This is a genomic window from Micromonospora sp. RP3T, from assembly GCF_003027925.1.
Taxonomy (GTDB): Bacteria; Actinomycetota; Actinomycetes; order Mycobacteriales; family Micromonosporaceae; genus Micromonospora.
In genome coordinates, this window is sequence record NZ_PYPS01000054.1 from 12826 (window position 1) to 35911 (window position 23086).

General features: G+C 73.6%; 20 protein-coding genes and 1 pseudogene. 6 read left to right on the forward strand and 15 right to left on the reverse strand.

Features of this window, described 5'->3' with window-relative positions; all coding sequences use genetic code 11:
- Positions 1–73: 73 nt before the first annotated feature.
- The 3 genes from C8054_RS29625 to C8054_RS29635 form a co-directional block, all read right to left on the reverse strand.
- The gene (locus C8054_RS29625; RefSeq protein ID WP_107162458.1) at positions 74–982 is read right to left on the reverse strand and encodes a hypothetical protein; all 909 of its coding nucleotides are present in this window, start codon (positions 980–982) and stop codon (positions 74–76) included.
- 166 nt (positions 983–1148) lie between these two features.
- Positions 1149–2822 carry a CocE/NonD family hydrolase gene (locus C8054_RS29630; RefSeq protein ID WP_199199979.1) on the reverse strand — a complete coding sequence of 558 codons (1674 nt, stop codon included), beginning with the start codon at positions 2820–2822 and terminating at the stop codon, positions 1149–1151.
- Positions 2819–3337: a MarR family winged helix-turn-helix transcriptional regulator gene (locus C8054_RS29635; RefSeq protein WP_107162460.1), complete on the reverse strand. Its 519-nt coding sequence runs from the start codon at positions 3335–3337 to the stop codon at positions 2819–2821. The genes C8054_RS29630 and C8054_RS29635 overlap by 4 nt, the downstream gene beginning before the upstream one ends.
- A 127-nt stretch (positions 3338–3464) precedes the next feature.
- Between C8054_RS29635 and C8054_RS29640 the strand changes: the two are divergent.
- Positions 3465–5528 (forward strand): annotated as a pseudogene (locus tag C8054_RS29640) (MMPL family transporter); the annotation flags it as partial.
- 60 nt (positions 5529–5588) lie between these two features.
- On the opposite strand, the gene C8054_RS29645 reads toward C8054_RS29640, so the two are convergent.
- On the reverse strand, positions 5589–6467 hold the full coding sequence (locus C8054_RS29645; protein ID WP_107162461.1) for a lytic transglycosylase domain-containing protein: 879 nt from the start codon (positions 6465–6467) through the stop codon (positions 5589–5591).
- 33 nt (positions 6468–6500) lie between these two features.
- Positions 6501–7958 (reverse strand): DedA family protein, encoded by a 1458-nt coding sequence (locus tag C8054_RS29650; protein ID WP_107162462.1) that lies wholly within the window; start codon positions 7956–7958, stop codon positions 6501–6503.
- 130 nt (positions 7959–8088) lie between these two features.
- Between C8054_RS29650 and typA the strand changes: the two genes are divergently transcribed.
- Entirely contained in the window at positions 8089–9957 is a 1869-nt protein-coding gene (typA, locus tag C8054_RS29655) for a translational GTPase TypA (RefSeq protein WP_107162463.1), read from the forward strand.
- A gap of 97 nt (positions 9958–10054) precedes the next feature.
- On the opposite strand, the gene C8054_RS29660 is transcribed toward typA, so the two are convergent.
- Positions 10055–10720, reverse strand: a complete 666-nt coding sequence (locus tag C8054_RS29660; RefSeq protein ID WP_107162464.1) for a class I SAM-dependent methyltransferase — start codon at positions 10718–10720, stop codon at positions 10055–10057.
- A 71-nt stretch (positions 10721–10791) separates the two neighbouring features.
- Between C8054_RS29660 and C8054_RS29665 the strand changes: the two genes are divergently transcribed.
- On the forward strand, positions 10792–11658 hold the full coding sequence (locus tag C8054_RS29665; RefSeq protein ID WP_107162465.1) for a serine hydrolase: 867 nt from the start codon (positions 10792–10794) through the stop codon (positions 11656–11658).
- Positions 11659–11663: 5 nt separating this feature from the next.
- On the opposite strand, the gene C8054_RS29670 is transcribed toward C8054_RS29665, so the two are convergent.
- The gene (locus C8054_RS29670) at positions 11664–12461 is read right to left on the reverse strand and encodes a tyrosine-protein phosphatase (protein WP_107162466.1); all 798 of its coding nucleotides are present in this window, start codon (positions 12459–12461) and stop codon (positions 11664–11666) included.
- Between the two features lie 43 nt (positions 12462–12504).
- Here C8054_RS29670 and C8054_RS29675 point away from each other — a divergent pair, with 43 nt between their 5' ends.
- Positions 12505–13602: a mandelate racemase/muconate lactonizing enzyme family protein gene (locus C8054_RS29675; protein WP_107162467.1), complete on the forward strand. Its 1098-nt coding sequence runs from the start codon at positions 12505–12507 to the stop codon at positions 13600–13602.
- A gap of 56 nt (positions 13603–13658) precedes the next feature.
- On the forward strand, positions 13659–14576 hold the full coding sequence (locus C8054_RS29680) for an NlpC/P60 family protein (RefSeq protein WP_107162468.1): 918 nt from the start codon (positions 13659–13661) through the stop codon (positions 14574–14576).
- Between the two features lie 42 nt (positions 14577–14618).
- Here the strand turns inward: C8054_RS29680 and C8054_RS29685 are convergent, their stop codons facing one another.
- The 3 genes from C8054_RS29685 to pnuC form a co-directional block, all read right to left on the reverse strand.
- Positions 14619–15617: a TerC family protein gene (locus tag C8054_RS29685; RefSeq protein ID WP_107162469.1), complete on the reverse strand. Its 999-nt coding sequence runs from the start codon at positions 15615–15617 to the stop codon at positions 14619–14621.
- Positions 15618–15974: 357 nt separating this feature from the next.
- Positions 15975–17057, reverse strand: a complete 1083-nt coding sequence (locus C8054_RS29690) for an AAA family ATPase (RefSeq protein WP_107162470.1) — start codon at positions 17055–17057, stop codon at positions 15975–15977.
- Positions 17054–17707: a nicotinamide riboside transporter PnuC gene (gene pnuC / locus C8054_RS29695; RefSeq protein ID WP_107162471.1), complete on the reverse strand. Its 654-nt coding sequence runs from the start codon at positions 17705–17707 to the stop codon at positions 17054–17056. Before pnuC ends, C8054_RS29690 begins: the two co-directional genes overlap by 4 nt.
- Before the next feature lie 119 nt (positions 17708–17826).
- Here pnuC and C8054_RS29700 point away from each other — a divergent pair, with 119 nt between their 5' ends.
- Positions 17827–18120, forward strand: a complete 294-nt coding sequence (locus C8054_RS29700; RefSeq protein ID WP_107162472.1) for an antibiotic biosynthesis monooxygenase — start codon at positions 17827–17829, stop codon at positions 18118–18120.
- 125 nt (positions 18121–18245) lie between these two features.
- On the opposite strand, the gene C8054_RS29705 is transcribed toward C8054_RS29700, so the two are convergent.
- From C8054_RS29705 to C8054_RS32950, 5 genes are all read right to left on the reverse strand, one after another.
- The gene (locus C8054_RS29705; protein WP_107162473.1) at positions 18246–19145 is read right to left on the reverse strand and encodes a DUF5753 domain-containing protein; all 900 of its coding nucleotides are present in this window, start codon (positions 19143–19145) and stop codon (positions 18246–18248) included.
- 84 nt (positions 19146–19229) lie between these two features.
- Positions 19230–19598, reverse strand: coding sequence for a VOC family protein (locus C8054_RS29710; protein ID WP_107162474.1), 369 nt, complete (start codon positions 19596–19598; stop codon positions 19230–19232).
- A gap of 23 nt (positions 19599–19621) precedes the next feature.
- Complete coding sequence (locus C8054_RS29715; protein WP_107162475.1) at positions 19622–20455, reverse strand: AraC family transcriptional regulator; 834 nt, start codon at positions 20453–20455, stop codon at positions 19622–19624.
- Positions 20456–20480: 25 nt separating this feature from the next.
- Positions 20481–22592: an excinuclease ABC subunit UvrB gene (gene uvrB, locus C8054_RS29720; RefSeq protein WP_107162476.1), complete on the reverse strand. Its 2112-nt coding sequence runs from the start codon at positions 22590–22592 to the stop codon at positions 20481–20483.
- 273 nt (positions 22593–22865) lie between these two features.
- The coding region (locus tag C8054_RS32950) for a hypothetical protein (RefSeq protein ID WP_233220239.1) at positions 22866–23086 on the reverse strand (221 nt) is incomplete at its 5' end.

The following is a 23086-nucleotide window of genomic DNA, read 5'->3' on the forward strand; positions in this document are numbered from 1 at the left end:
GCAAGAGCTGTTGCGCAATGACTGTTGCCGAATGCCCGGCGCCGCGACGCGGCAGTCGTCGCGGCGCGGACGGTCAGGCGGTCAGCCGTCGGGACAGCTCGTCGGCGACGTCGCGGGCGATCTGCGGCGGGATGGCCTCGGCGATCTTCTCCGGCGGCAGCCCGGCGAGCACGCCGGTGACGATCTGCTGCTCGTCGGTGAAGTCCCTGCCGGACAACTCGGTCACCTGCGCCACGAGCGCCGGCCAGGCCCGCAGCATCGCCAGCATCTGCTGGAGCGGTGAGTTCGCCAGCGGCGGGTTGACCAACCCGACCGTGTTGGCCGGCGAGATCAGCCAGTTACGCAGGTTCTGCAGGTCGGCCAGCACGTCGCCGACCGTACGGCTGGTCGAGCCGGTGTTCCCGATGAGCTTGTCGGTCTGTTCCATGTCGTCCTCCGGTTTGACTGGGGCGATCAGCCCGATGGCGGTGAGGTAGCGGCGGAACAACGGGGTCTGGTCCCGGCCCGCCCTGGTCGAGTCGCGGAAGAAGCTGATGTGGGTGTGGTACAGGTGGCTGCTGTCGCCGCTGGTGCGCCGGCCCAGCCGGTCCCAGCGCCGCACCGTGCGGCCGTCCGCGGAGTAGATGACCTCCCGGATGTCCCGGGTGTCGGCCGCGTTCGCCGCGCACTGCGCCACCAGCCAGGTGGAGAACGTGCGCAGCGTGTGGGTGGCGCCGCCGGAGCGGACCGAGAACGTGCCGATGTCCAACGCGGACGCGTACAGGGTCAGCCCGGACCGGTCCCGGGTGGACTCCACCACCGAGTAGTCGTTGGTCACCACCCGGTCCGAGCCGCAGTGGTAGCCGCCCCGGTGGCTGGGATCACCGACGATGCCGACCTCCGCCGGCTCGAGATCCTGGTCCCGGACGACGTTCTTGTCGACGTTGAGATAGGTGAGTAACAGGCTGCGGACGGCCAGCAGATTCGCCGGAGCCGACGTCATGACGGATCCCCTTCCGATCGATGTCGGCAAGGGAACGACCATCACTACGTGTGATGACGTGAGATCTGCGGACGCGCCCCTGCCGGATGACTGCACAGCAACGGGCACTTGCTCGGAGCGTATCCCCACTCGAGGAAAAATCCCAGCTCAGAGCCGATATTTACGATTATCTGCCCGGTGTGGACGCGGGCGGCACGACCGGCAGCAGCAACACCGAAGGATGCTCGGGATCATGCACCACCTCGCGCCATCCGGCACGCAGCGTGACAGCGGTGCCGAGCGGTTCCCCGGTGCCGGGATTACGCGCCCAGCGCGGGTGGGCGCCGCCGGAGACCTGGAGACGCAGCCGGTGCCCCGGCGCGAACCGGTACGCGGTCGGCCAGAGCGTGACCGGCACCCGCACCGCGTCCGACGCGCCGGCCGGGAACCGGCCCGGTTCGACGCGGACCAGGCCGTCGCAGACGTTCCAGGACCGGCCGCGTCGGTCCACGTCGCACAGCCGCACGAAGACGTCCAGGTAGGACAGCTCACTGCGCAGGCGGATCTCGGCGTGCACCGGCCCGATCACCTCGACCGGGTCGGCGAGCGGCTCACCGGTGTAGGTGAGCACGTCCGGGCGGGACTCCACCGGCCGGTTGTCCACCGCGCCCGCCCGCTGGGCCACCAGCAGCGGGCCGCCCAGCGACGGGGTCGGGTCGGCCGGGTCGTACCGGATCCGGTCCGGCGGGCCGCCCACCGGCGGGGCGGGCGACAGGCCACCACCGGGACGCAGGTGCCAGCGCGTCGGCGTACCGGGCGGCGGCCAGTCGGGCAGGTCACGCCACCCGCCCCCGACGCCGCCCACGTGCACCCGCACCGGCGCGCGCGCCGCCTCCGCGCCGGGGGACGCCGGCCGGCCGGCCAGGTGCTCGTCGAACCAGCCCAGCCCTTCGCGCAGCGCCGCGACCAGCAGACCCGGACTGCCGTGGGTCCACGGGCCGACGGTCAGCCGTGGCCGGGCACCGGCGGCGCGCAGCCGGGCGTAATCGTCGAGCTGGGCCGGGAGGAAGATGTCCTGCCAGCCGCTGACCATGGCGACCGGCGCCCGCACCTCGGTGATCCGGTCGCCGAAGACCCGGGCGCGCCAGTAGTCCGCGCCCGGCGTGTGGTGGCGCAGCCACTCCTGGAAGAACGGCACGGTCACGCCGGTGGCCACCCGGTCCGCCTCGACCAGCGGCAGGTGGGCCAGCGCCCGGACGAGCCGGGGCTGGCCGCGCTTGAGTTCCCACTGCCGGGCCAACCAGGGCACGGTCTGCGCCTGGAGCAGCTCCGCCCAGGTGAGCACCGTGTCCAACGCGAACGACTCGCCCGCGTACGTCGAGTCGCGGGTGGCCGAGGCGGTCACCACGGCGACCATCGCGCGCAATTCGTCGCCCGCCTCGGCGGCCACCGCCCACTGCACGAAGCCCTGGTAGCTGGCGCCGAACATGCCGAACACGCCGGTCCACCAGGGTTGGCGGCGCAGCCAGTCGAGCGTGTCCAGGCCGTCGTCGCGCTCGTGCACCAGTGGGTCGAACTCGCCGCCGGAGCCGTACGTGCCACGGCAGGACTGGATCACCACGTGATGACCGCGCTCGGCGACCAGGTGACCGAGCAGCCGCATCGGGCCGCCCCGCCCGTACGGGGTGCGGATCAGCACGCAGGCCGCGCCCGGCAGGTCCGGCGCGTAGTGGTCGGTACGCAGGGTGACCCCGTCGCGGACCCGCACCGGGGCGTCCCGGGTGACGGTGACCCGGCCGGCGCGGGCGGCGGGCAGCCGCAGCGCGACCGCGGCGAGCCGGGTGACGAGCTGCACGGTCAGCGGTCGCCGGGCGGTTCGGTGCCGGTGCCGCGGGCGGCGCGCACCTCGTCGCGGTGCGCCCGCATGCTGTGCACCATCTCGCCCATGAACCGGTGCACCACGGCCAACTCGTCGTCGGTGAACCGGTCCATCACCTCGTCGGTGCGCCGGCCCAGCGGGCCGAAGAAGCTCTGCGCCAGCGTCGCGCCGCGGTCGGCGTAGTGCAGCAGGATCTTGCGGCGGTCGGCGGTGTCCCGGTCGCGCCGGATGTGGCCCGCGCGCTCCAGCCGGTCGACGAGCGCGGTCACCGAGCCGGAGGAGAGGTTGAGCACCTCGCCGAGCCGACCGGGGGTGATCGGGTCGCCCACCAGCTCGGCCTCCATCACCGCGATCAGCGCCTGGAGATCGGTGGGGTTCAATCCGTGCAGCCCGGCGAACGCGTGCCCGACGTGCTGGGCGTCCACCGAGTAACGACGCAGGTCGTTGGTGATCTCCGCGACCATGCGCCCCCGTGGGTCGCTCCGTCGCCGGTACATGCCGTGCCCCGTCACCGCTCGCCGCCATCCCTCGGTCCGGCTTGCAGCATAGAGCCTCGCCGGATAATCTCGCTCATCAAGATACTCGGCTGGCGAGAATCACCCGGCAGGATCAAGAGGGCATCCGATGTCACTGTTCACCCGCGTCGCCCGGGGCCGGTTGGCCGCCTGGCTCACCGTGGCCGCCGCACTCGTCGTCGGCGCGGTGGTCTTCGGGTTACCCCGGCCGGACAACCCCGAACCGGTCTCCGCCACCGGCCTGTCCGTCGAGTGGCAGTCCACCCAGGTCGAGCGCCTGCAGGAGCAGTTGCCGTCGCGGGACACCCAGCCCGCGCTGGTCGTGGTCAGCCGCGCCGACCGGGCTCCGCTCAGCGCGTCCGACCGGTCCGCGCTGGACGCCGCGGCCGGCAAGCTCGGCCCGCTCGCCGTCGGCGGCCGGGTCGCCCCCGCCCAGCTCTCCCCCGACGGCACCGTGGCGCTGGTCGCCGTGCCGCTGTCCACCGCGGGCGACCAGCAGGCCGTGGTCGACGAGGTGGGCAAGGTGCGGGACGCGGTCGCGGACCTGCCCGACGACCTGACCGTCGAGGTCACCGGCGGTCCCGCCTTCACCGCCGACCTGAGCAAGGTCTTCCAGGGCGCCGACACCACGCTGCTGCTGGTCACCGCCGCCGTCGTGGCGCTGCTGCTGCTGGTCACCTATCGCAGCCCGTTCCTGTGGCTCGTACCGCTGCTCGTGGTGGCCGCCGCCGAGCAGTTCACCCTGCGCACGGTCGAGACCGTCGTGCCCGCGCTGGGCATCTACCTGCCCAGCGGCCAGGTCACCGGCATCGCCAGCGTGCTGGTCTTCGGCGCCGCGACCGACTACGCCCTGCTGCTCATCGCCCGCTACCGGGAGGAGCTGCGCCGCGAGGAGAACCGGTTCACCGCCATGCGGGCCGCGCTGCGCCGCACCGCCGAGCCGATCCTGGCCAGCGGCGGCACCGTCGTCCTCGGCGTGCTCACGCTGCTGCTGTCCGAGCAGGAGACCAACCGGGCGCTCGCGGTGGCCTGCGCCATCGGCGTGGTGTTCGCCATGCTCTCCGCCCTGTTCGTGCTCCCCGCCGCGCTGGTGCTGTTCGGCCGGGGCCTGTTCTGGCCGTTCGTCCCGCGCGTCGGCAGCGCCGCCCGGGAGGGCCGGCTCTGGGGCCGCCTCGGCGAACTCGTCGTCCGCCGACCGCTGCCGGTCGCGGTGCTGGCCACGCTGCTGCTCGCCGGCCTCGCGCTCGGCGGGCTCGGCATCCGCACCGGCCTGTCCGAGACCGAGCAGTTCCGCGAGCGGCCCGAAGCGGTCACCGGCGCGGAGACGCTCGCGCGGGCCTTCCCGGCCGGCAGCACCCAGCCCGTCGCGGTGCTCACCAACCCCCAGGCGGCACCAGCGGTGCTCGCCGCCGCCGGCGCGGTCGACGGCGTCGCCTCGGCCCGGCCGGGCCTCGCCGGGGACCGGGTCGCCCAGGTCGACGTGGTGCTCGCCGCCGAGCCCGGCACCGCCGCCTCCGACCGGGCCGTGACGGCGCTGCGCGACGCGGTCGCCGCCGTGCCCGACTCCGCGCCCCCCACCGTCGCCGGAGCGGACGCCCCCGACGGCGCGCTGGTCGGCGGCACGGTCGCCGCCACCTACGACTCCGGCGAGGCCAACACGCGGGACCTGCGGCTGATCCTGCCGATCATCCTGCTGCTGGTCGGCGCCGTGCTGGTGCTGCTGCTGCGTGGCCTGCTGGCCCCACTGCTGCTGGTGCTGACCGTGATCGCGTCGTTCTTCGCCAGCCTCGGCGCCGCCTGGCTGCTCTTCGACCACGTGCTGGGCTTCCCGGCGCTGGACAGCGGCGTACTGCTGCTGGCGTTCGTGTTCCTTGTCGCACTCGGCGTGGACTACAACATCTTCCTGGTCACCCGGGCCCGGGAGGACGCGCGCCGGACCGGGACCCGGGACGGCATGCTGTCCGCGCTGCGGGTCACCGGCGGCGTCATCACCAGCGCCGGCGTGCTGCTGGCCGCGGTCTTCGCGGTGCTCGGCGTGCTCCCGCTGATCACGCTCACCCAGATCGGGATCATCGTCTGCGTCGGTGTGCTGCTGGACACGCTGCTCGTCCGTACCGTGCTGGTGCCGGCGCTGGCGTTCCTGCTCGGCGACCGGTTCTGGTGGCCCGGGCGGATCACCCGCGACCCGGACGCGCCCACCGAGGCGGCCCACGCACCGGCCGAGCCGGACCGCTCAGAACCCGAGGCACTCGCAGCTGGTCATCAGGTCGCGGACGTTGTAGACGTACTGCGGGTTGGGGATCGCCAGCGGCTTCCCCTCCCGCGCCACCGCGCCGTGCCCGTAGTTGTACGCCGAGATCACGGCGTTGAGCAGGCAGGAGTCCAGCTCGGCGGTGCACAGCGAGGCGTCCAGCCGGTAGTCCGACTCGAAATACATGTCGCCGATGTACTTCGTCAACCAGGCCAGGTAGGTGCCGCCCAGGTACGCGTTGTCCCGGTAGTCGTCGATGTCGTACGACTGCTCGAACCGCTGGTTCATCCACTCCGCGGTGGCCGGCATGACCTGCATCAGCCCGACGCCGCCGTCGCAGGCCACGATTGTCGACTGCCAGCCGCTCTCCTGCCAGGCGGTCGCCTTCATCAGCGCCGACGGGATGCGGATGTCCGGCGCGGAGGTGGGCCAGTAGGTGCGGGCCGCCGCGTCGGCGAGCGCCGCCTTCACCTGGCTCTGGGTCGCCCTGGTGCCCCGGTGAGTGGGCTTGCAGCCGGCGGGCGCCGGCTTCGGCGGGGCCGGCGGCACCCGGGTCTCGGTCGGCGGCTTCGGCTTCGCCAGCGGCTTCGTGGTCGTGCGGGACGGCTTCGGCCGTGGCTTCCCGCTCACCTTCGCGCTGGGGCTGGGGCTGGGCTTGCCACCGATCGCCTCGACCGCCGGCGGCGCCTCGCTCGGCGCGTCGGCCGGCGCCTCCGCCGGCTCCTCGACCGGAGCCGCCGTGGGCAGCTCCGCCGCCACCCCGCGGACCGGCCGTTCCTCGCCGCCGCACCCGGCCACCGTGCCCGCCGCCAGCAGTGCCGCCACCGCAGCCGCGGCCCACCGGCCGAATCCTCGCCGCATCGATCCTCCCCGTGGTCCCCCGTCCGGCGCACCCTAGCAGGGATCGACGGGGGTCCGGGGCCCCCGCGACGCCGGCTGGCGCGCCCGGGGCTGCGGCGGCCCCTCCCCCACGTCCGGGCCGGCGTCCGCCGGGTCGGGCCGGCCCTGCCCGCTCGCCGCCCGGTTGCGGGTCGACCAGGCGATCACGAGCACGGCGGTCCAGGCGGCGCCCAGCAGCACGGACGAGGCGGTACCGCTGGCTGTGCTCCAGCCCAGGTAGAGCCGCGCGCCGGCGACCGCCACCACCCCGGCCGAGGCGGCCGTCCAGACCGCCGCCCCGACCGGCCAGCGCGCCCCGCGCGACAGCAGCCACGCCAGCGTGCCGAAACTCGCCGTCATCACCGCGTTCTGACCGGGGAACAGGTCCCGGACCCGGTCCGGGACGCCCGGACCGGTCAGGTCGACCACCCCCACCAGCAGCACCAGCGGCACCGCCGCACCGACCGTGCCGACCACCCCGAGCAGGTCCGCCCGCCAGGGCCGGTGCCGGCGGGCCACCACCACCGCCACCAGGGCCACCGCGGTGATCAGCACCCAGCCGCGCAGCACCGACACGACGCCCAGCGCCGCGTCCGCCACCCCCGGGGTACGCCGGGCGGCGAACCAGTCGCCGACCAGCCCGTCGAGCACCCCGAGCCCGCTGTGCCGGACCACCGCGTCCAGCAGGGTCGCCGCCGCCAGCCCGGCGGCGAACAGCAGCGCCAGCCCGAACGCCAGGTTGACCAGCCACGCGCCGACCGGGCCCACGCGCATGCCGAGCAGGAAGAACAGCATCCCGTACCGGGCCCGGAGCCAGCGCAGCGGTGGCAGCGCGGCGGCGCGGGCCGCCAACGCCCGGGCCGGGTCCGGGTTACGCCCGAGCCAGCGGCCGGCCAGCACCACGCCGAGCAGGCACAGCAGCAGCACCAGCACCGCACCGGTGGCGCGGCCGAGCAGGTCCGACACCCGCCGGTACGACTCGCCGGCCAGATAGCCGGCCAGCACCGACGCGCCGACCCAGCTCACCACCCCGGCCAGGTTCCACGGCGCGAACCGCCGGTACGACATCCCGGCGCCGCCGGCCAGCCGCGGCGCCAGCGTGCGGGCGAACGCGACCCAGCGCGCGGCCATCATGCCGCGCCCGCCCAGCCGGTCCAGCAACTCCTCGGCGCGTCGCCACCGGTGTGGCCCGATCCGGGCGCCGAGCCCGGAGGCGCGCAGCCGCGGCCCGTGACGCCGCCCGGCCCGGTAGGCGAGTGTGTCTCCGATCACGGCGGCGGCCACCATCACCGCCAGCGCGGGGGCGAGCCGTAGCGTCCCCGCGTACGCTAGGAAGCCGACCAGCAGCAGGGTCGCCTCGCCCGGCACCAGCAGTCCGAAGATCACCGCGGTCTCGCCCGCGACGATCATCGCGGCGACCAGGTAGATCAGCAGGGGCGGCAGCCCTTGCAGCCAGTTCAGCAGATCAGGCATTCGGCACCCGCACGGGAGCCAGCATGCCAGTGGCTGGAACGGTCGGCCCAGCACTTTCGACACAGATCCGGGCCATCTCGGGGTGACCCCGAGGCGTGCCCCGGCAACCGCAGACAGGAGTATGGAGGGTATGCAGCTTCGCACCGACCTCCGCAACGTCGCCATCATCGCCCACGTCGACCACGGCAAGACGACCCTGGTCGACGCCATGTTGCGGCAGGCCGGCGCCTACGGCGCCCGCGGCGAGGACACCGAGCGGGTCATGGACTCGGGGGACCTCGAGCGGGAAAAGGGCATCACCATCCTCGCCAAGAACACCGGCGTGCGGTACCTGCCGGCGGACGGCTCCGACCCGGTGACGATCAACATCATCGACACCCCCGGCCACGCCGACTTCGGTGGTGAGGTCGAGCGCGGCCTGACCATGGTCGACGGCGTGGTGCTCCTGGTGGACGCCAGTGAGGGCCCGCTGCCGCAGACCCGGTTCGTGCTCCGCAAGGCGCTGCGGGCCCGACTGCCGATCATCCTCGTGATCAACAAGGTGGACCGGCCGGACTCCCGGATCAAGGAGGTCGTGGACGACACCTACGAGCTCTTCCTGGATCTGGACGCCGACGAGGAGCAGATCGACTTCCCGATCGTCTACGCCTGCGCCCGCGACGGCATCGCCTCGCTGACCCAGCCCGCCGACGGCTCGGTACCCGACGACAGCACCTCCCTGGAGCCGCTGTTCCGCACCCTGCTCGACACCATCCCGCCGCCCGCGTTCGAGGACGGCGCGCCGCTGCAGGCCCATGTCACCAACCTCGACGCCTCGCCGTTCCTGGGCCGGCTCGCGCTGTGCCGGGTCCGCCAGGGCACGATCAGCAAGGGTCAGACCGTGGCCTGGTGCCGCACCGACGGCAGCACCCAGCGGGTCCGCATCTCCGAGCTGCTGATGACCGAGGGTCTGGAGCGCAAACCCGCCGAGTCCGCCGGCCCCGGCGACATCATCGCGGTCGCCGGCATCCCGGAGATCATGATCGGCGAGACGCTCGCCGACGCCGAGAACCCGGTCCCGCTGCCGCTGATCACGGTCGACGAGCCGGCCATCTCGATGACCATCGGCACCAACACCTCGCCGCTTGTCGGCCGGGTCAAGGGCGCCAAGGTCACCGCGCGGATGGTCAAGGACCGGCTCGACAAGGAGCTGATCGGCAACGTGTCGCTGCGGGTGCTGCCCACCGAGCGGCCGGACGCCTGGGAGGTGCAGGGCCGCGGCGAGCTGGCCCTGGCGATCCTGGTCGAGCAGATGCGCCGCGAGTCCTACGAGCTGACCGTCGGCAAGCCGCAGGTGGTCACCAAGGAGATCGACGGTAAGACCTGCGAGCCGGTCGAGCGGCTGACCATCGACGCCCCGGAGGAGTACCTCGGCGCGATCACCCAGCTCCTCGCCACCCGCAAGGGCCGGATGGAGCAGCTGGTCAACCACGGCACCGGCTGGATCCGGATGGAGTGGCTGGTCCCGGCGCGCGGTTTGATCGGCTTCCGCACCGAATTCCTCACCGACACCCGGGGCACCGGCATCCTGCACCACGTCTTCGAGTCGTACGAGCCGTGGTTCGGTGAGCTGCGTACCCGCAACAACGGCTCGCTGGTCGCCGACCGGGCGGGCGCGGTCACCTCGTTCGCGATGATCAACCTGCAGGAGCGGGGCCAGCTCTTCGTCGAGCCGACCACCGAGGTGTACGAGGGCATGATCGTCGGGGAGAACTCCCGCTCCGACGACATGGACGTCAACATCACCAAGGAGAAGAAGCTCACCAACATGCGGGCGTCGACCTCCGACGAGACCGAGAAGCTGATCCCGCCGCGCAAGCTGTCGCTGGAGCAGGCGCTCGAGTTCTGCCGCGAGGACGAGTGCGTCGAGGTCACCCCGACCGCGGTGCGCATCCGCAAGGTGGTCCTCGACCAGCAGCAGCGCGGCCGGGCAGCGGCCCGCCGCAAGCACGCCGGCTGACCCACCGCTCCGCACCCCGCACTTTCACGGAAAGAGTGGCCACTCCCCGGGGAATGGCCACTCTTTCCGTGCATCAGCGCCCCCGGTGGAGGTGGGGTCAGGAGGGCTTGGTGGCGGCGAAGGCGAGGACGTCGGGGATCGGGCCGGAGCCGGACTCGACCACCCGGTCGAGCACCAGGCCGGCGGCGGTGACGGCGGTGAGCAGGTCGGCCAGCGGCAGGTGCCAGGCGCCCACCCGGGCCCGCACCCCGTGCGAGTTCCACGACCGGAACGTGTGCTCCGGCTCGGCGTAACCGCCGTCGATCACGACCCGCTCCGGGTCGGACCGGTCGGCGAACGCGCCACAGAAGCACGGATGCAGCCCGACGTGCACCAGCCGGCCGCCCGGCGCCAGCACCCGGGCCAGCTCCGCGACCGCCGCCGGATAGTCAGGCATGTCGGTGTGCGCCAGCAGGCAGACCGCGGCCGGCACCGCGCCGTCGGCGAACGGCAGCGCGGTCGCGTCCGCGCGGGCCACCGGCAACCGGGCCCGGGCGTGCCGCAACTGCCCGGCCGACAGGTCCACGCCCACCGGTGTCCAGCCGAGCCGGCGCAGCTCCGCGGCGTGCGCCCCGGTGCCGCAGCACAGGTCCAGACAGCGACCCGAGCCCTCACCCAGCAGATCCGCCAGCACCGACCGGACCCGGTCCATGTAGGTCGCCGAACCGACCGTGGCGTACTCCTCGTACCAGTCGGCGATCTCGTCGTACAAGGGGGTCGTCATTCCGGCACGCTAGCGCCGTACCCGGCCGCGCCGCAGCCCCGCGCGCCGGGAAGATCGGCTACGGTCGGGCCATGATCTGGGACGAGCTCGACGCGCACCTGGACCGGGTGCCCGGCACCGTCTCCGCGTACGTGGGGCGTCCCGGCGCCCGGCCCGTCTGGACCCGGCAGGCCGACGCCACCCACTACGCGGCGAGCACCATGAAGGTGGCCGTGCTGGTGGCGCTGCACCGGGCCGCCGAAGCCGGCCGGCTCGACCTGGACGCGCCGGTGCCGGTGCGCAACGCGTTCGACTCCGCCCAGCCCGGCGCGCCCCGCTTCGCCAACGCCCGCGACTACGACAACGACGAGGCGGTCTGGGACGCAGTCGGCGGCACCGCGCCGCTGCGCTGGCTCGCCGAACGCATGATCATCCGGTCCAGCAACCTGGCCACGAACCTGTGCGTCGGCCAGGTCGGGCTGCCCGCCGTGGCGGAGGCCTGGACGCGGGCCGGCGCGCGGCACAGCGTCACCGGCCGCGGCATCGAGGACTTCGCCGCCCGCGACGCCGGCATCGACAACCTGGTCACCGCCGCCGACCTGGCCGCCCTCCTCGGCGAGCTGGCGCTGGGCGCGAGCCGGCCCGGCCCGCTCGCCTCGCCGGCCGGCTGCGCCGCCATGCTCGACGTGCTCGTCGCCCAGGAACACCGCGAGGACCTGGCCGCCGGGCTGCCCGAGGGCACCCGCATCGCGCACAAGAACGGCTGGGTACGCGGCGTCCGCCACGGCGCCGGCGTGGTCTTCCCGGACGACGCGCCGCCGTACGCGATCGTGGTGTGCACGACCACCGACCTGGCCGACGGCGGCGCGGACGGCGAGCAGGTCGAGGACGACGCGTGCCGGCTCATCGCGCACGTCTCCGCGCGGGTGTGGGACGCCCGGCACGAGCTGGCCGGCTGAGCCCGCTACTCCAGCAACTGCTCCCGCAGCCCCGCCCGGACCTCGTCGGTCACGCCCAGCCCGTCGCGCAGGTACGCCTCGAACGAGCCGTGCGCCCGGCGCACCTCGTCGTACGCGGCGTCCAGGTACTCCGCGCGCACCTCCAGCAACGGCCGGGCCACCGCCGGGTCGAGGTCCGGCCGACGGCGCGTCATCGCCGCCAGCAGCACCTCCCGCAGGCTCTCGGTCAGCTCGTTGTGCCGCAGGTAGTCGGCCCGGATCGCCGGTTCCGGCACGCCCAGCGCGGTCAGCAGCACCACCGACAGCCATCCGGTGCGGTCCTTGCCGGCGGAGCAGTGGAACAGCAACGGCAGGTTCGCGCCGTCCGCGGCCAGCCGCACCGCCGCGCCGAAGCCCGCCCGCGCCGGTTCCCCGGTGACGAACCAGCGGTAGATCGCCGTCATCGCCCCCGGCATGCCCTCGCGGGCCAACTCCGCGTACGCCGCCAGGTCGTGCCCCTGCAACACGGCCGAGACGTAGGTGAACACCGGGTGGGCCGCGTCGTACACCGGCAGGTGCACCACGCGGGGCGCGCCCACCAGCCGGTCCGGCGGCGCCACCTCCTGCTCCCGCACGGCGCGCAGGTCCACCACGCAGGCCGTGCCGAGTTTGCCCAGCACCGGCAGGTCGTCGTCGGTCAGCCGGCCCAGCGCCGCGGTCCGGACGAGCCGCCCGGCCCGGACCCGCCGCCCGTCGGTCGTCGGCAGCCCACCCAGGTCACGGGCGTTCGGCGCGCCCACCAGCTCCCAGTCCCGCCCGGTCATCGGCCCTCCCCTGCTCGCCACCAGTGCCTATAGGGTGCCCCACATGACGATCGCGGCGGTACGCACCCACCGGCTCTCGGCCCCCTTACACACCCCGTTCGTCACCGCGCTGCGCAGCACCACCACCGTGGAGACCCTGATCGTCGAGGTGATCGACAGCGACGGCCGGTCCGGGTTCGGCGAGGCCCCGCAGGTCTGGCAGGTCACCGGCGCGTCGATCGGCGGCGCGGAGGCGTGCGTCCGCGAACTGCTCACCCCGCTGCTGACCGGGCGCGACGCGGACGACCTCCAGGCCCGCTGCGGGCAGGTGCGCCGGGCCGTGGTGGGCAACGAGTCGGCGAAGGCGGCCGTCGACGTGGCGCTGCACGACCTGGCCGCGCGGCGGCTCGGCGTACCCCTGGTGCGGCTGCTCGGCGGCACCGCGCTGCGCGTCCCGACGGACGTCACGCTGGCCGCCGGCGACGCGGTCGACCTGGCCGCGGCGGCCGGCCGGCGCCGGGCCGAGGGTTTCACGGTGCTGAAGCTCAAGGTCGGCACCGACGCCCGGGGCGACCTGGACCGGGTCCGCGCGGTGCGCGCCGCGGTCGGCCCGGACGCGCGGATCCGGCTGGACGCCAACCAGGGCTGGACGCCGCGCGAGGCGGTCCGGGTGATCCGCGGCATCGAGGACGCCGGGCTCGACGTCGAGCTGGTCGAGCAGCCGGTGCACCGCCGTGACCTGGACGGGCTGGCCTGGGTCAGCGACCGGGTGGCGGTGCCGATCCTCGCCGACGAGTCGGTCTTCGACGTGCGCGACCTGGTCGAGGTGATCCGCCGTCGGGCGGCCGACATGGTCAACGTGAAGTTGGCCAAGTGCGGCGGCCTGCAACCGGCCCGCACGCTGCTGGACCTGGCCGCCGCGCACGGCATGGGCACGATCGTCGGCTCGATGATGGAGGGTCCGGTCGGCGTGGGCGCCGCGGCCAGCCTGGCCGCCGCGCACGGCACCACCGCCGTGTCGGATCTCGACGCCGCCTGGTGGCTGGCCTGGTCGCCGGTCACCGGCGGGCTCCGGTACGAGGGCGCGGACGTGCTGCTGCCGGACGCCCCCGGGCTCGGCATCGCCGACGTGAATGAAGCTAAGGTTCAGCGACGTGGTTGAGTGAGGTTGGATTTTTTCATAGGGTCCCCCACAGGAGCGTGGGAGGAGGGGTGCGGATGGCGCCTCAACCGGGCCACCAGGCCGTGGTACGGGTCCCGGTGGCGACCCTGTGGGCAGACCCCGACGCGGTCCGCCCGATCGACGGACCCGCCCTGCGCGACCGCCCCGACGTCGCCGCCTGGGTTGCCGGGATGGATCGCGACCAGTGGGTCGGCGACTGTGTCCTGACCCAGTTGCTGCTCGGCGAGCCGGTGCTGGTCACCGGGGCCGGGCCGGACGGCTGGGTCCGGGTGGTCGCCCTCGGGCAGCCCGCCGCCAAGCTGGCTCCCCGCGGCTACCCGGGCTGGATGCGGTCGGCCCACCTGGCCGCGCCCGCCGACGCCGGGCCGGCCGGGCCCGCGTTGGTGGTCGACGTCCGGCGGACCACACTGCACGAGGCCGCCGGCGGGCCGCCGGCGCTCACCGGGGTGGTCCTGGGCACCCATCTCACCTCCGCCGGCCGGCTGGCGGACGGCTGGCGGCCGGTCCGGGCGCCCGGGCGGGTCGAGCCGCTCTGGGCCCCGGAGGGCGACCTGGTGCCGCTGCCCGCCGAGCGGCCCGAGGCCAAGGAGGTGCTCGCGGTCGCCGAGCGGCTGCGCGACCTGGTCTACATCTGGGGCGGCCTGTCCACCGACGGCATCGACTGCTCCGGTCTGGTGCACCTGGCCTGGCGGCGGTACGGCGTCACGCTGCCCCGCGACGCGGACGACCAGGCCGAGGCGACCACGCCGCTGGCGCTTGACGACGAGCGCCCCGGCGACCTCTACTTCTTCGCCCGCCCCGGCCGGCGCATCCACCACGTCGGGATCGTCACGGCCGAGCCGCACGGCGGCCGGCGGCGGATGCTGCACGCCTGCTACCTCACCCGCCGGGTGGTCGAGGAGGAACTGCCCCCGGACCGGGTCGCCACCCTGGTCGGCGCGCACCGCGTCTGACCCGGGTGTCCGGGGCGACGACGCCCCGGACACCCGGTGCGGTCAGCGACGCGCCTCGGCCAGTTCCCGGCGCCGGTCCCGCGACGACTTGGCCAGGCTCGCCACGGTGGCCACGGCCAGCGTGCCGAGGATGACCGTCAGCGAGAGCCAGATCGGGATGTGCGGTGCCCACGCCACGTGCTCGCCGCCGTTGATGAACGGCAGGTTGTTGTCGGCCAACGCCTCCAGGACCAGCTTCACGCCGATGAAGCCGAGCACCACGGCCAGCCCGTAGCTGAGGTAGATGAGCCGGTCCAGCAGGCCGCCCAGCAGGAAGTAGAGCTGCCGCAGCCCCATCAGCGCGAAGACGTTCGCGGTGAACACCAGGTACGGCTCCTGGGTGATCCCGAAGATCGCCGGGATCGAGTCGAGCGCGAAGATGAGGTCGGTGGTGCCGATCGCGATCATCACGATCAGCATCGGGGTGAACAGCCGCCGCCCGTGCTCCCGGGTGGTCATCTTCGCCCCGTCGAAGTCCCGGGACAGCGGCAGCGCCTTGCGGCTCCACCGGATCAGCAGGTTCTCGCTGAACTCGTCCTCGTCCGGCTCGCCCTGTCGGGCCAGGTTCACCGCCGTGTAGATCAGGAACGCGCCGAAGATGTAGAACACCCAGGAGAACTGGGAGATCAGGGCCGCGCCGGCGGCGATGAACCCACCGCGCATCACCAGCGCCAACAGGATGCCGATGAGCAGCACCTTCTGCTGGTACTGCCGGGGCACCCCGAAGCGGGCCATGATGATCACGAAGACGAAGAGATTGTCCACCGAGAGGCTGTACTCGGTCAGCCAGCCGGTGTAGAACTGGCCGGCCACGCTCGGCCCGGCCGTCACCCAGAGCACCACGCCGAAGAGCAGCGCCAGCACCACGTAGAAGCCGACCCACAGGCTGGACTCGCGGACGCTGGGCTCGTGCGGGCGGCGGCCGATGATGAACAGGTCGGCGAGCAGGACCGCGATCATCGCGGTCAGGGTTACCGCCCACACCAATGCGGACACGTTCAAATCCATCCTCCGGCAGACACGCAGCGTCGGGCACACCGTACGCCGGGTGTGGGGCCGGGGTGCGTCGACGCTGACTGTGGTGACTGTCGGAGGTCTCTTCCGCCGATGCCCGGGCGGGCACCGACCGACGGGGCCGGGTCGAGCCACCGGGGGGTGCTGGCGCTCTTCCGTGCTGACGACTCCGTCACGGGGGAATACTCCCCTCCTCGGCCGCCATTGTTCACCATGCCGGCCCGATAGCGCATCTCCGGACGCCGATCTGCTGCCGTCACGTGCCGCTCCTCACGTATTCGCGCGGCTTCCTAGGAGGCTAGCCTTCTGCCCGCGGGCCGGTGCCGGGCGACGCGGACGAGGGCCTCAGTAGGCGGGCAGCACCGGGTCGGTGAACGCCCACCCGGCGGCGAGCAGATCCTCGACCGCGGCGACCGCGGTGGCCAGCCGCTCCTCGTGCGTGCCGCGCAGCTCGACCACCGGCACCCCGCTGGCGGCCAGCTCCACGCGGAACCGCCCGGTCATCCACGCCCGCAGGTGTTCCCCGTCGCGCAGGCCGTCGTCGGCGAACGGCACCCCCTCGTGGTCGGTGAGCAGATAGAGCGCCGGCCGGCGGGCGGCGGCCCGGACCTCAGCCGAGGACGACCCCAGGTAGCGCTCCTCCCAGAGCGCGGTGGCCCGGGCGTCGGTGTCGCAGCACAACAGCGGGCCGCCGACCCGTGCCGCGGCGTCCTCGGCGGCCTGCTGCTCGCGTACCACCTCGACGAAATCGTCCCGGTCCCAGGTGACGTCGAAGACGGTCGCGTCCGGTCGCGAGCGACGCAGCGTGGTGAGTTTGCGAGCGGTCAGCTCACGGCCGTACTCGGGGACCCAGGCGCTGCGGAAACGCTCGGCGAGCGCCCGCGCCATGGTCGTGGTGCCGGTGGACTCCGCGCCGACCACCACGACGCGGCGGACCAGCCACGCCCGTACCGGCGCGCTCAGCCACCGCCAGTGCGCCGCCGGGTCCGCGCGCACCGCGGTGCCGGAGACCGGCACCGCCCGCCGCTGCGGATCCACGTCGACCGCGACCGCGCCGAACCGGCGGGCCAGCTCCCCGCCGTACGCCTCGGAGGAGAAGACGGCGTCCACCGACTCGCCGCCCAGCGCGTCGGCGAACACCGCGCAGTGCAGGTCCCAGACCGCCGGGTCGGCGTAGTCGACCGGATGGTCGTCGTACCGGCCGACGAACCGCACCCACGGCGTGCCGGCGTGCACCTCGCGCAGCCAGGCCAACCGCAGGTCCAGCGGGATCGACTCGCGCCGGGACGGCGCCACCACCACGGTCACCGCCGCGCAGCGGGCCGCGGCGGCCTCGACGAGCGCGTGGTGCCCGGCGTGCGGCGGATAGAACTTGCCGACCACCAGGCCGTGCCGGAACCGGCGCGGGCCCGCCCCGGTCACGCTCATGCGGCCACCGGCGCCGGGCCGGGCGGCACCGGCGTGGCCGCCGCGCGCCGGCGCAGGTCCGCCCGCCAGGACCGCAACCCCACCACGCAGAGGGCCAGGAAGATCAGGTACAGGCCGCCGGTCAGCCACAACCCCTTGTACGCGTAGAGCGGGATGTAGATCAGGTCGGCGGCGATCCACAGCCACCAGCTCTCCACCAGCTTGCGGGTCTGGCCGTAGGTGGCCAGCAGCGACAACGCGGTGGTGACCGCGTCGGCCAGCGGGACGGTCGAGTCGGTGGCCCGGTCCAGCAGCACCCACAGCCCGGCGGTGAGCAGCAGCCCGACCAGGCCCAGCGCCCACCACTCGCGCCGCCCGGTGCGGGCCACCGTGAGCCGGCTGCGCCGGGCCCCGCCGAACAGCCAGTGCCACCAGCCGTAGATGCCGAGCACCACGTAGACGAGCTGCAGGCCGGCGTCGGCGTACAGGCCGGCGGTCCAGAAGAGCACCATCAGCAGCAGCACGTTGGCGATGCCGACCGCCCAGTTCGCGATGTGCTGGCGGGCGACCAACCAGACGTTGACCACGCCGGTGCCGAAGCCGAGCAGCTCCGCCCAGGTGGTGCCGGCGCCGAACACGGTGAACGCGGTGCCGGTGAGCCAGTCGAGCATGTGGATGTTCCTCCCCCGCCGCCGGTGCCACGGTGGCGGCCGGTGCCGTGGTCGAGACGCGGCCCGCCGGAGCGCCCCCGGAGCGTACCGGGGGTGCCCGGGCATGGGAGGCTTCGGGCATGGTTCTTGAGGTCGCGCTGATCGACGTGACGCCCGGACACGAGGACGACTTCGCCGCCGCCTACGCGCAGGCCCGGCCGATCCTCGCCGAGGCGCAGGGGTGCCGCTCCGTGCGGATGACCCGCGGGGTGGAGTCGCCCACCCGGTTCGTGCTGCTGGTCGAGTGGGACTCGGTGGAGGCGCACGACGTGAACTTCCGGCAGACCGAGCGCTTCGGGCGGTGGCGCGGGCTGATCGGCCCGTACTTCGCCGGCCCGCCCCTGGTCGAGCACTTCGTCGACGTGCCGGCCTGAACTGTCGTACCCCACGCGTAGCCTGCGCGCGACGCGCGGTCACCGGTCCCGACGGGCAACGGGGGCGCCGGGCCCGGTGGGCGCGCGGCACCCCCGTTCCGGCCCGGTGGGCGTCGCGGCGCCCTTCACCCCGGCTCGTGCGCGTCGCGGGGCCGCGGCACCGGCGCGGGGCCGAGCCGCCGGGCCAGCAGCTCGGCCGTCGCGTCCTCCGGCAGCGCCGCCGCGAGCAGCCGCTCGATCACCCGCTCGTAGCGGGCCACATCCGCCTCGCCGACCAGGCGCAGGTCGGTGGTGAGCGTCTCCACCAGCACGGTGCGGGGGTCGTCCGGGTCCGGATAGGCGTAGTAGGAGAACGGCGCCAGCGGATGCAGGTCGTCGCCGGACGAGGCGTCCCGCGGCAGCACCCGGACCGTGACGTGCGACCGCTCGGCCAGCGCCAGCAGATGCCGTAGTTGCTCCCGCCACACCTCGGCCGGCAGGCCGCCCGGCTCGCAGGCCCGCTCGTCGATCAGGGCGGTGTAGTGCGGCGGGTCCGGCCGGACCCACAGTTCCTGGCGCACCGCTCGGGCGCGGACGTCGGCATCCACGTCCACCTCGTCGGCGACCGACGCGCCGGCCGACACCCGCAGCCGGGCGTACGCCGGGGTCTGCAGCAGGCCGGGCACGAACGCCGGCTGGTATTCCACGATGCGCTCGGCGCCGGCCTCCAACTCCGCGTACGCCCGCTGCCGCTCACCCATCTCGCCCAGCGCCTTGGACCAGCCACGCCCGGTGGCGGCGTCACGGGCGATGACGATCAGATCGTCCCGCTGGTGCGGCGGCACCGCGTAGACGTCGAGCAGGTCGAGCACGTCGGCCAGGTCGGGCCGGCTCTGCCCCAGCTCGATGCGGGACAGCTTCGACGTGGACGCCCAACCGAGCCGGGCGCAGACCTGCTCGAGCGTCAGTGACTCACGGCGGCGCAGCCGGCGCAGCTCGACGCCGAGCCGCACCCGCCGGACGACCGGACTTGCTGACATCGGCATGCGCTCCTCCCAGGGTGGGAGCGTACGCATGACCATCACACACGGCAATACCTCGCTTGCGTAGAGCAACAGACGCCGGGTCGGTCAGGGCCGGTACGTGCCGAACGACCAGACCATGCCGACCAGGTCACGGGCGGCGTAGTCGCGGGAGCCGTAGTCGGTGTCGAACGGCGACCGGACGATTTCCGCGCCGGCCGCGCGGGCCCGCTCGTGGTGCGCGTCCACGTCGTCGACCGCCAGGTAGACGCGGTAGTCGTCGTCGGTCGGGCGGCTCGCCGGTGCGGGCCCCGGCCCGACCATGACGAGGCCGTCGCCGTGACCGAGCTGGGCGTGGCGCACCGCGCCGTCGAGCCCGGAGTGCAGCTCGTGGACCGTGAGACCGAACGCCGACCGGAGGAAGTCGACAGCGGCGTGGACGTCGGGGTACCGGAGGACCGGGTAGATGCTTCGCATGGCACCAGCCTGCCGCGCGCCGGTCAGCCCGGATAGGACGGATGTGATCCGGGCCGGGCCAGCACCGCCGGCGTGGCCCCGGCGAACGCCTGGAACTCCCGGATCAGATGCGACTGGTCGTAGTAGCCCCAGCGGGCCGCCCGCTCCGCCCAACCCGCCCCACCCGCGCCGGCAGCCGGCGCGGTGAGCACCGTGCGGCCCAGCCCGGCGTACGCCCGCTGGAAGCGCAGGAGCCGGGCCACGGTCCGCGGCGGCAGCCCGAACTCCTGGCGGAACCGGACCGCCAGGTGACGCCGGGACCAGCCGATCTCGTCGGCCAGTGCGGCGACGCCGACCGCTCCCCCGCTGACGTCGAGCCGCTGCCACGCGGCCCGCAGCCGACCGTCGACCGGGTCGGTGGCCGCCAGCCGGGCGGCGAGGGCGGCGTCGAGCCGGGCGAAGCGCTCCGCCCAGCCGGCCGCGCCGGCCAACGCGTCCCGCAGGTCGGCCAGCCAGCCGGCGACCCGGTCGACCGGGACCACCCGGTTGGCCAGCTCGCCGAGTGGCAGCCCGAGCACCCGGCGCGCCGCCGGGGCGGTCAGGACCACCTGCACGCCGATTCCCGTCCCGGCGGTACGGGTGGCGCACCAACCGTCGAACGGGCCGGCCAGGAACGCGTTGCCGGACACGCCGCGGCCGGTCGCCCGCGGATCGCGCACGTCGAGCGGGTCGCCCCAGCCCAGGATCAGCACCACGAACGCGCCGGCCACCTCGCGGCGCACCAGCGGTGCCGGCGCGTCCTCCCGGTAGCCGAGGTACCGGTCCACCCACTGACGCAGCCGCGCGTCGGGACGCCCGACGACCACCTCGGTCAGCATCCCGCCCTCCCGGCCGGTGGGCCGCTCACCGCACCCCGGCCGCGTCCATCCCGCGCAACTCCTTCTTGAGGTCGGCGACCTCGTCGCGGATCCGCGCCGCCAGCTCGAACTGGAGCTCCCGGGCGGCGGCCAGCATCTGGTCGTTGAGCTCCTGGATGAGGTTGGCCAGATCGGCCCGGGCCATCCCCTCCCGGGACGGGGTCGCCGCGCCGCCCCGGCCACCGCGGCTGCGGGTCTCCTTGACCGGCGCCTTGCCCCGGGACAGCTGCCGCGCGGCGCCGCCGACGGTGGTGGCCTCGGTGTCCTCCGCCTCGCGGTAGATGTCGTCGAGGATGTCGTGGATCTTCTTGCGCAGCGGCTCGGGGCTGATGCCGTGGGCCTCGTTGTGCGCGATCTGCTTGGCCCGACGCCGGTCGGTCTCGTCGATCGCCGCCGCCATCGACGGGGTGATCTTGTCGGCGTACATGTGGACCTGGCCGGAGACGTTCCGGGCCGCGCGGCCGATGGTCTGGATCAGCGACCGGCCGCTGCGCAGGAAGCCCTCCTTGTCGGCGTCGAGGATCGCCACCAGCGAGACCTCGGGCAGGTCGAGGCCCTCCCGGAGCAGGTTGATGCCGACCAGCACGTCGTAGTCACCCTTGCGCAGCTCACTCAGCAGCTCGACCCGGCGCAGCGTGTCCACCTCGGAGTGCAGGTAGCGCACCCGGATGCCGTTCTCCAGCAGGTAGTCGGAGAGGTCCTCGGCCATCTTCTTGGTCAGCGTGGTGACCAGCACCCGCTCGTCGCGCTCGGTGCGCAGCTTGATCTCGTGCATGAGGTCGTCGATCTGCCCCTTGGTCGGCTTCACCACCACCTCGGGGTCGATCAGACCGGTGGGCCGGATCACCTGCTCGACGAACTCGCCCTGGGCCTGCTCCAGCTCCCACGGACCCGGGGTGGCGGAGAGGAAGACCGACTGGCCCACCCGTTCCAGGTATTCGTCGAAGCGCAGCGGCCGGTTGTCGGCGGCGCTGGGCAGCCGGAAGCCGTGGTCGATCAGCATCCGCTTGCGGGAGGCGTCGCCCTCGTACATGCCACCGATCTGCGGGATGGTCACGTGTGACTCGTCGACCACGGTGAGGAAGTCGTCGGGGAAGTAGTCGAGCAGGCAGTGCGGCGGGCTGCCGGGCAGCCGGCCGTCCATGTGCATCGAGTAGTTCTCGATGCCGGAGCAGAAGCCGACCTGACGCATCATCTCGATGTCGTAGGTGGTGCGCATGCGCAGACGCTGCGCCTCCAGCAGCTTGCCCTGCCGCTCCAGCTCGGCCAGCCGCTCGGCCAGCTCGGCCTCGATGTCCCGGATCGCCCGCTCCATCCGCTCCGGGCCGGCGGCGTAGTGCGTGGCCGGGAAGATCACCAGGCTGTCGACCTCCCGGACCACGTCCCCGGTCAACGGGTTGAGGTAGTAGAGCTTCTCGATCTCGTCGCCGAACAGCTCGATCCGGACGGCGAGTTCCTCGTACGCCGGGATGATCTCCAGCGTGTCGCCGCGGACCCGGAACGTGCCGCGTTGGAAGGCCATGTCGTTGCGGGTGTACTGGATGTCGACCAGCCGGCGCAGCAGCTGGTCCCGGTCGAGCTCCTGCCCCACCTTGGCCCGCACCGCGCGGTCGAGGTATTCCTCCGGCGTGCCGAGACCGTAGATCGCCGACACGGTGGCCACCACGATGACGTCGCGCCGGGTGAGCAGCGACATGGTCGCCGAGTGCCGCAGCCGCTCCACCTCCTCGTTGATCGAGGAGTCCTTCTCGATGTAGGTGTCGGTCTGCGGGATGTAGGCCTCGGGCTGGTAGTAGTCGTAGTAGGAGACGAAGTATTCCACCGCGTTGTGCGGCAGCAGCTCGCCGAACTCCTTGGCGAGCTGGGCGGCGAGCGTCTTGTTGGGCGCGAGCACCAGGGTGGGCCGTTGGAGCCGCTCGACCAGCCACGCCGTGGTGGCGCTCTTGCCGGTGCCGGTCGCGCCGAGCAGCACCGTGTTGCGGTCGCCGCGACGCACGCGACGCTCAAGATCGTCGATGGCTGCCGGCTGATCGCCGGCCGGCTGGAAATCGCTGACCACCTGGAAGCGGCCGTCGAGCCGGGGAATGTCGAGCGCCATGCCACCAACCGTACGCCCGCGGTCCGACACTTCCCCGCCGACCACGGGCCGTCCCTGACCGGCTTCGATATTCCCATTGTGTGGCTCATCTCACCGGACTACCCTCGTACCGTAGGCCGCTCGCGGCGGCCGACCGGGCCGGTGGCCGCCTCCCTCGCGGGGGCCCGGCCGCCCCCGGCGCCGAAGGCCGCAGCACCCGGGACGACCGGCGTGCGCGCCCATGGTGGTCGCGCCGAGAGGCGCTCACCGGCCGCCGCGAGCGCCCCTGCGTCGTCACCCGTGACCCCGCAGCCGCGTTGTCCCCTCGTGGAGCCCTCTCCCGACCGCCGGCCGCGCCGTGACCGCGCGCCCGGCACCGGCGCGTCCACCCCGCCGCCGGAGCCGGGCCGCCCGCCCGCACCGCCGCGCCCGCACCGGGTCACCGCGCGCGGCGACGCCGACCAGGCGGCCGACGATCTGGGCGAAGAAGAAGCCGTGTACCGAGGCCTGGCCGA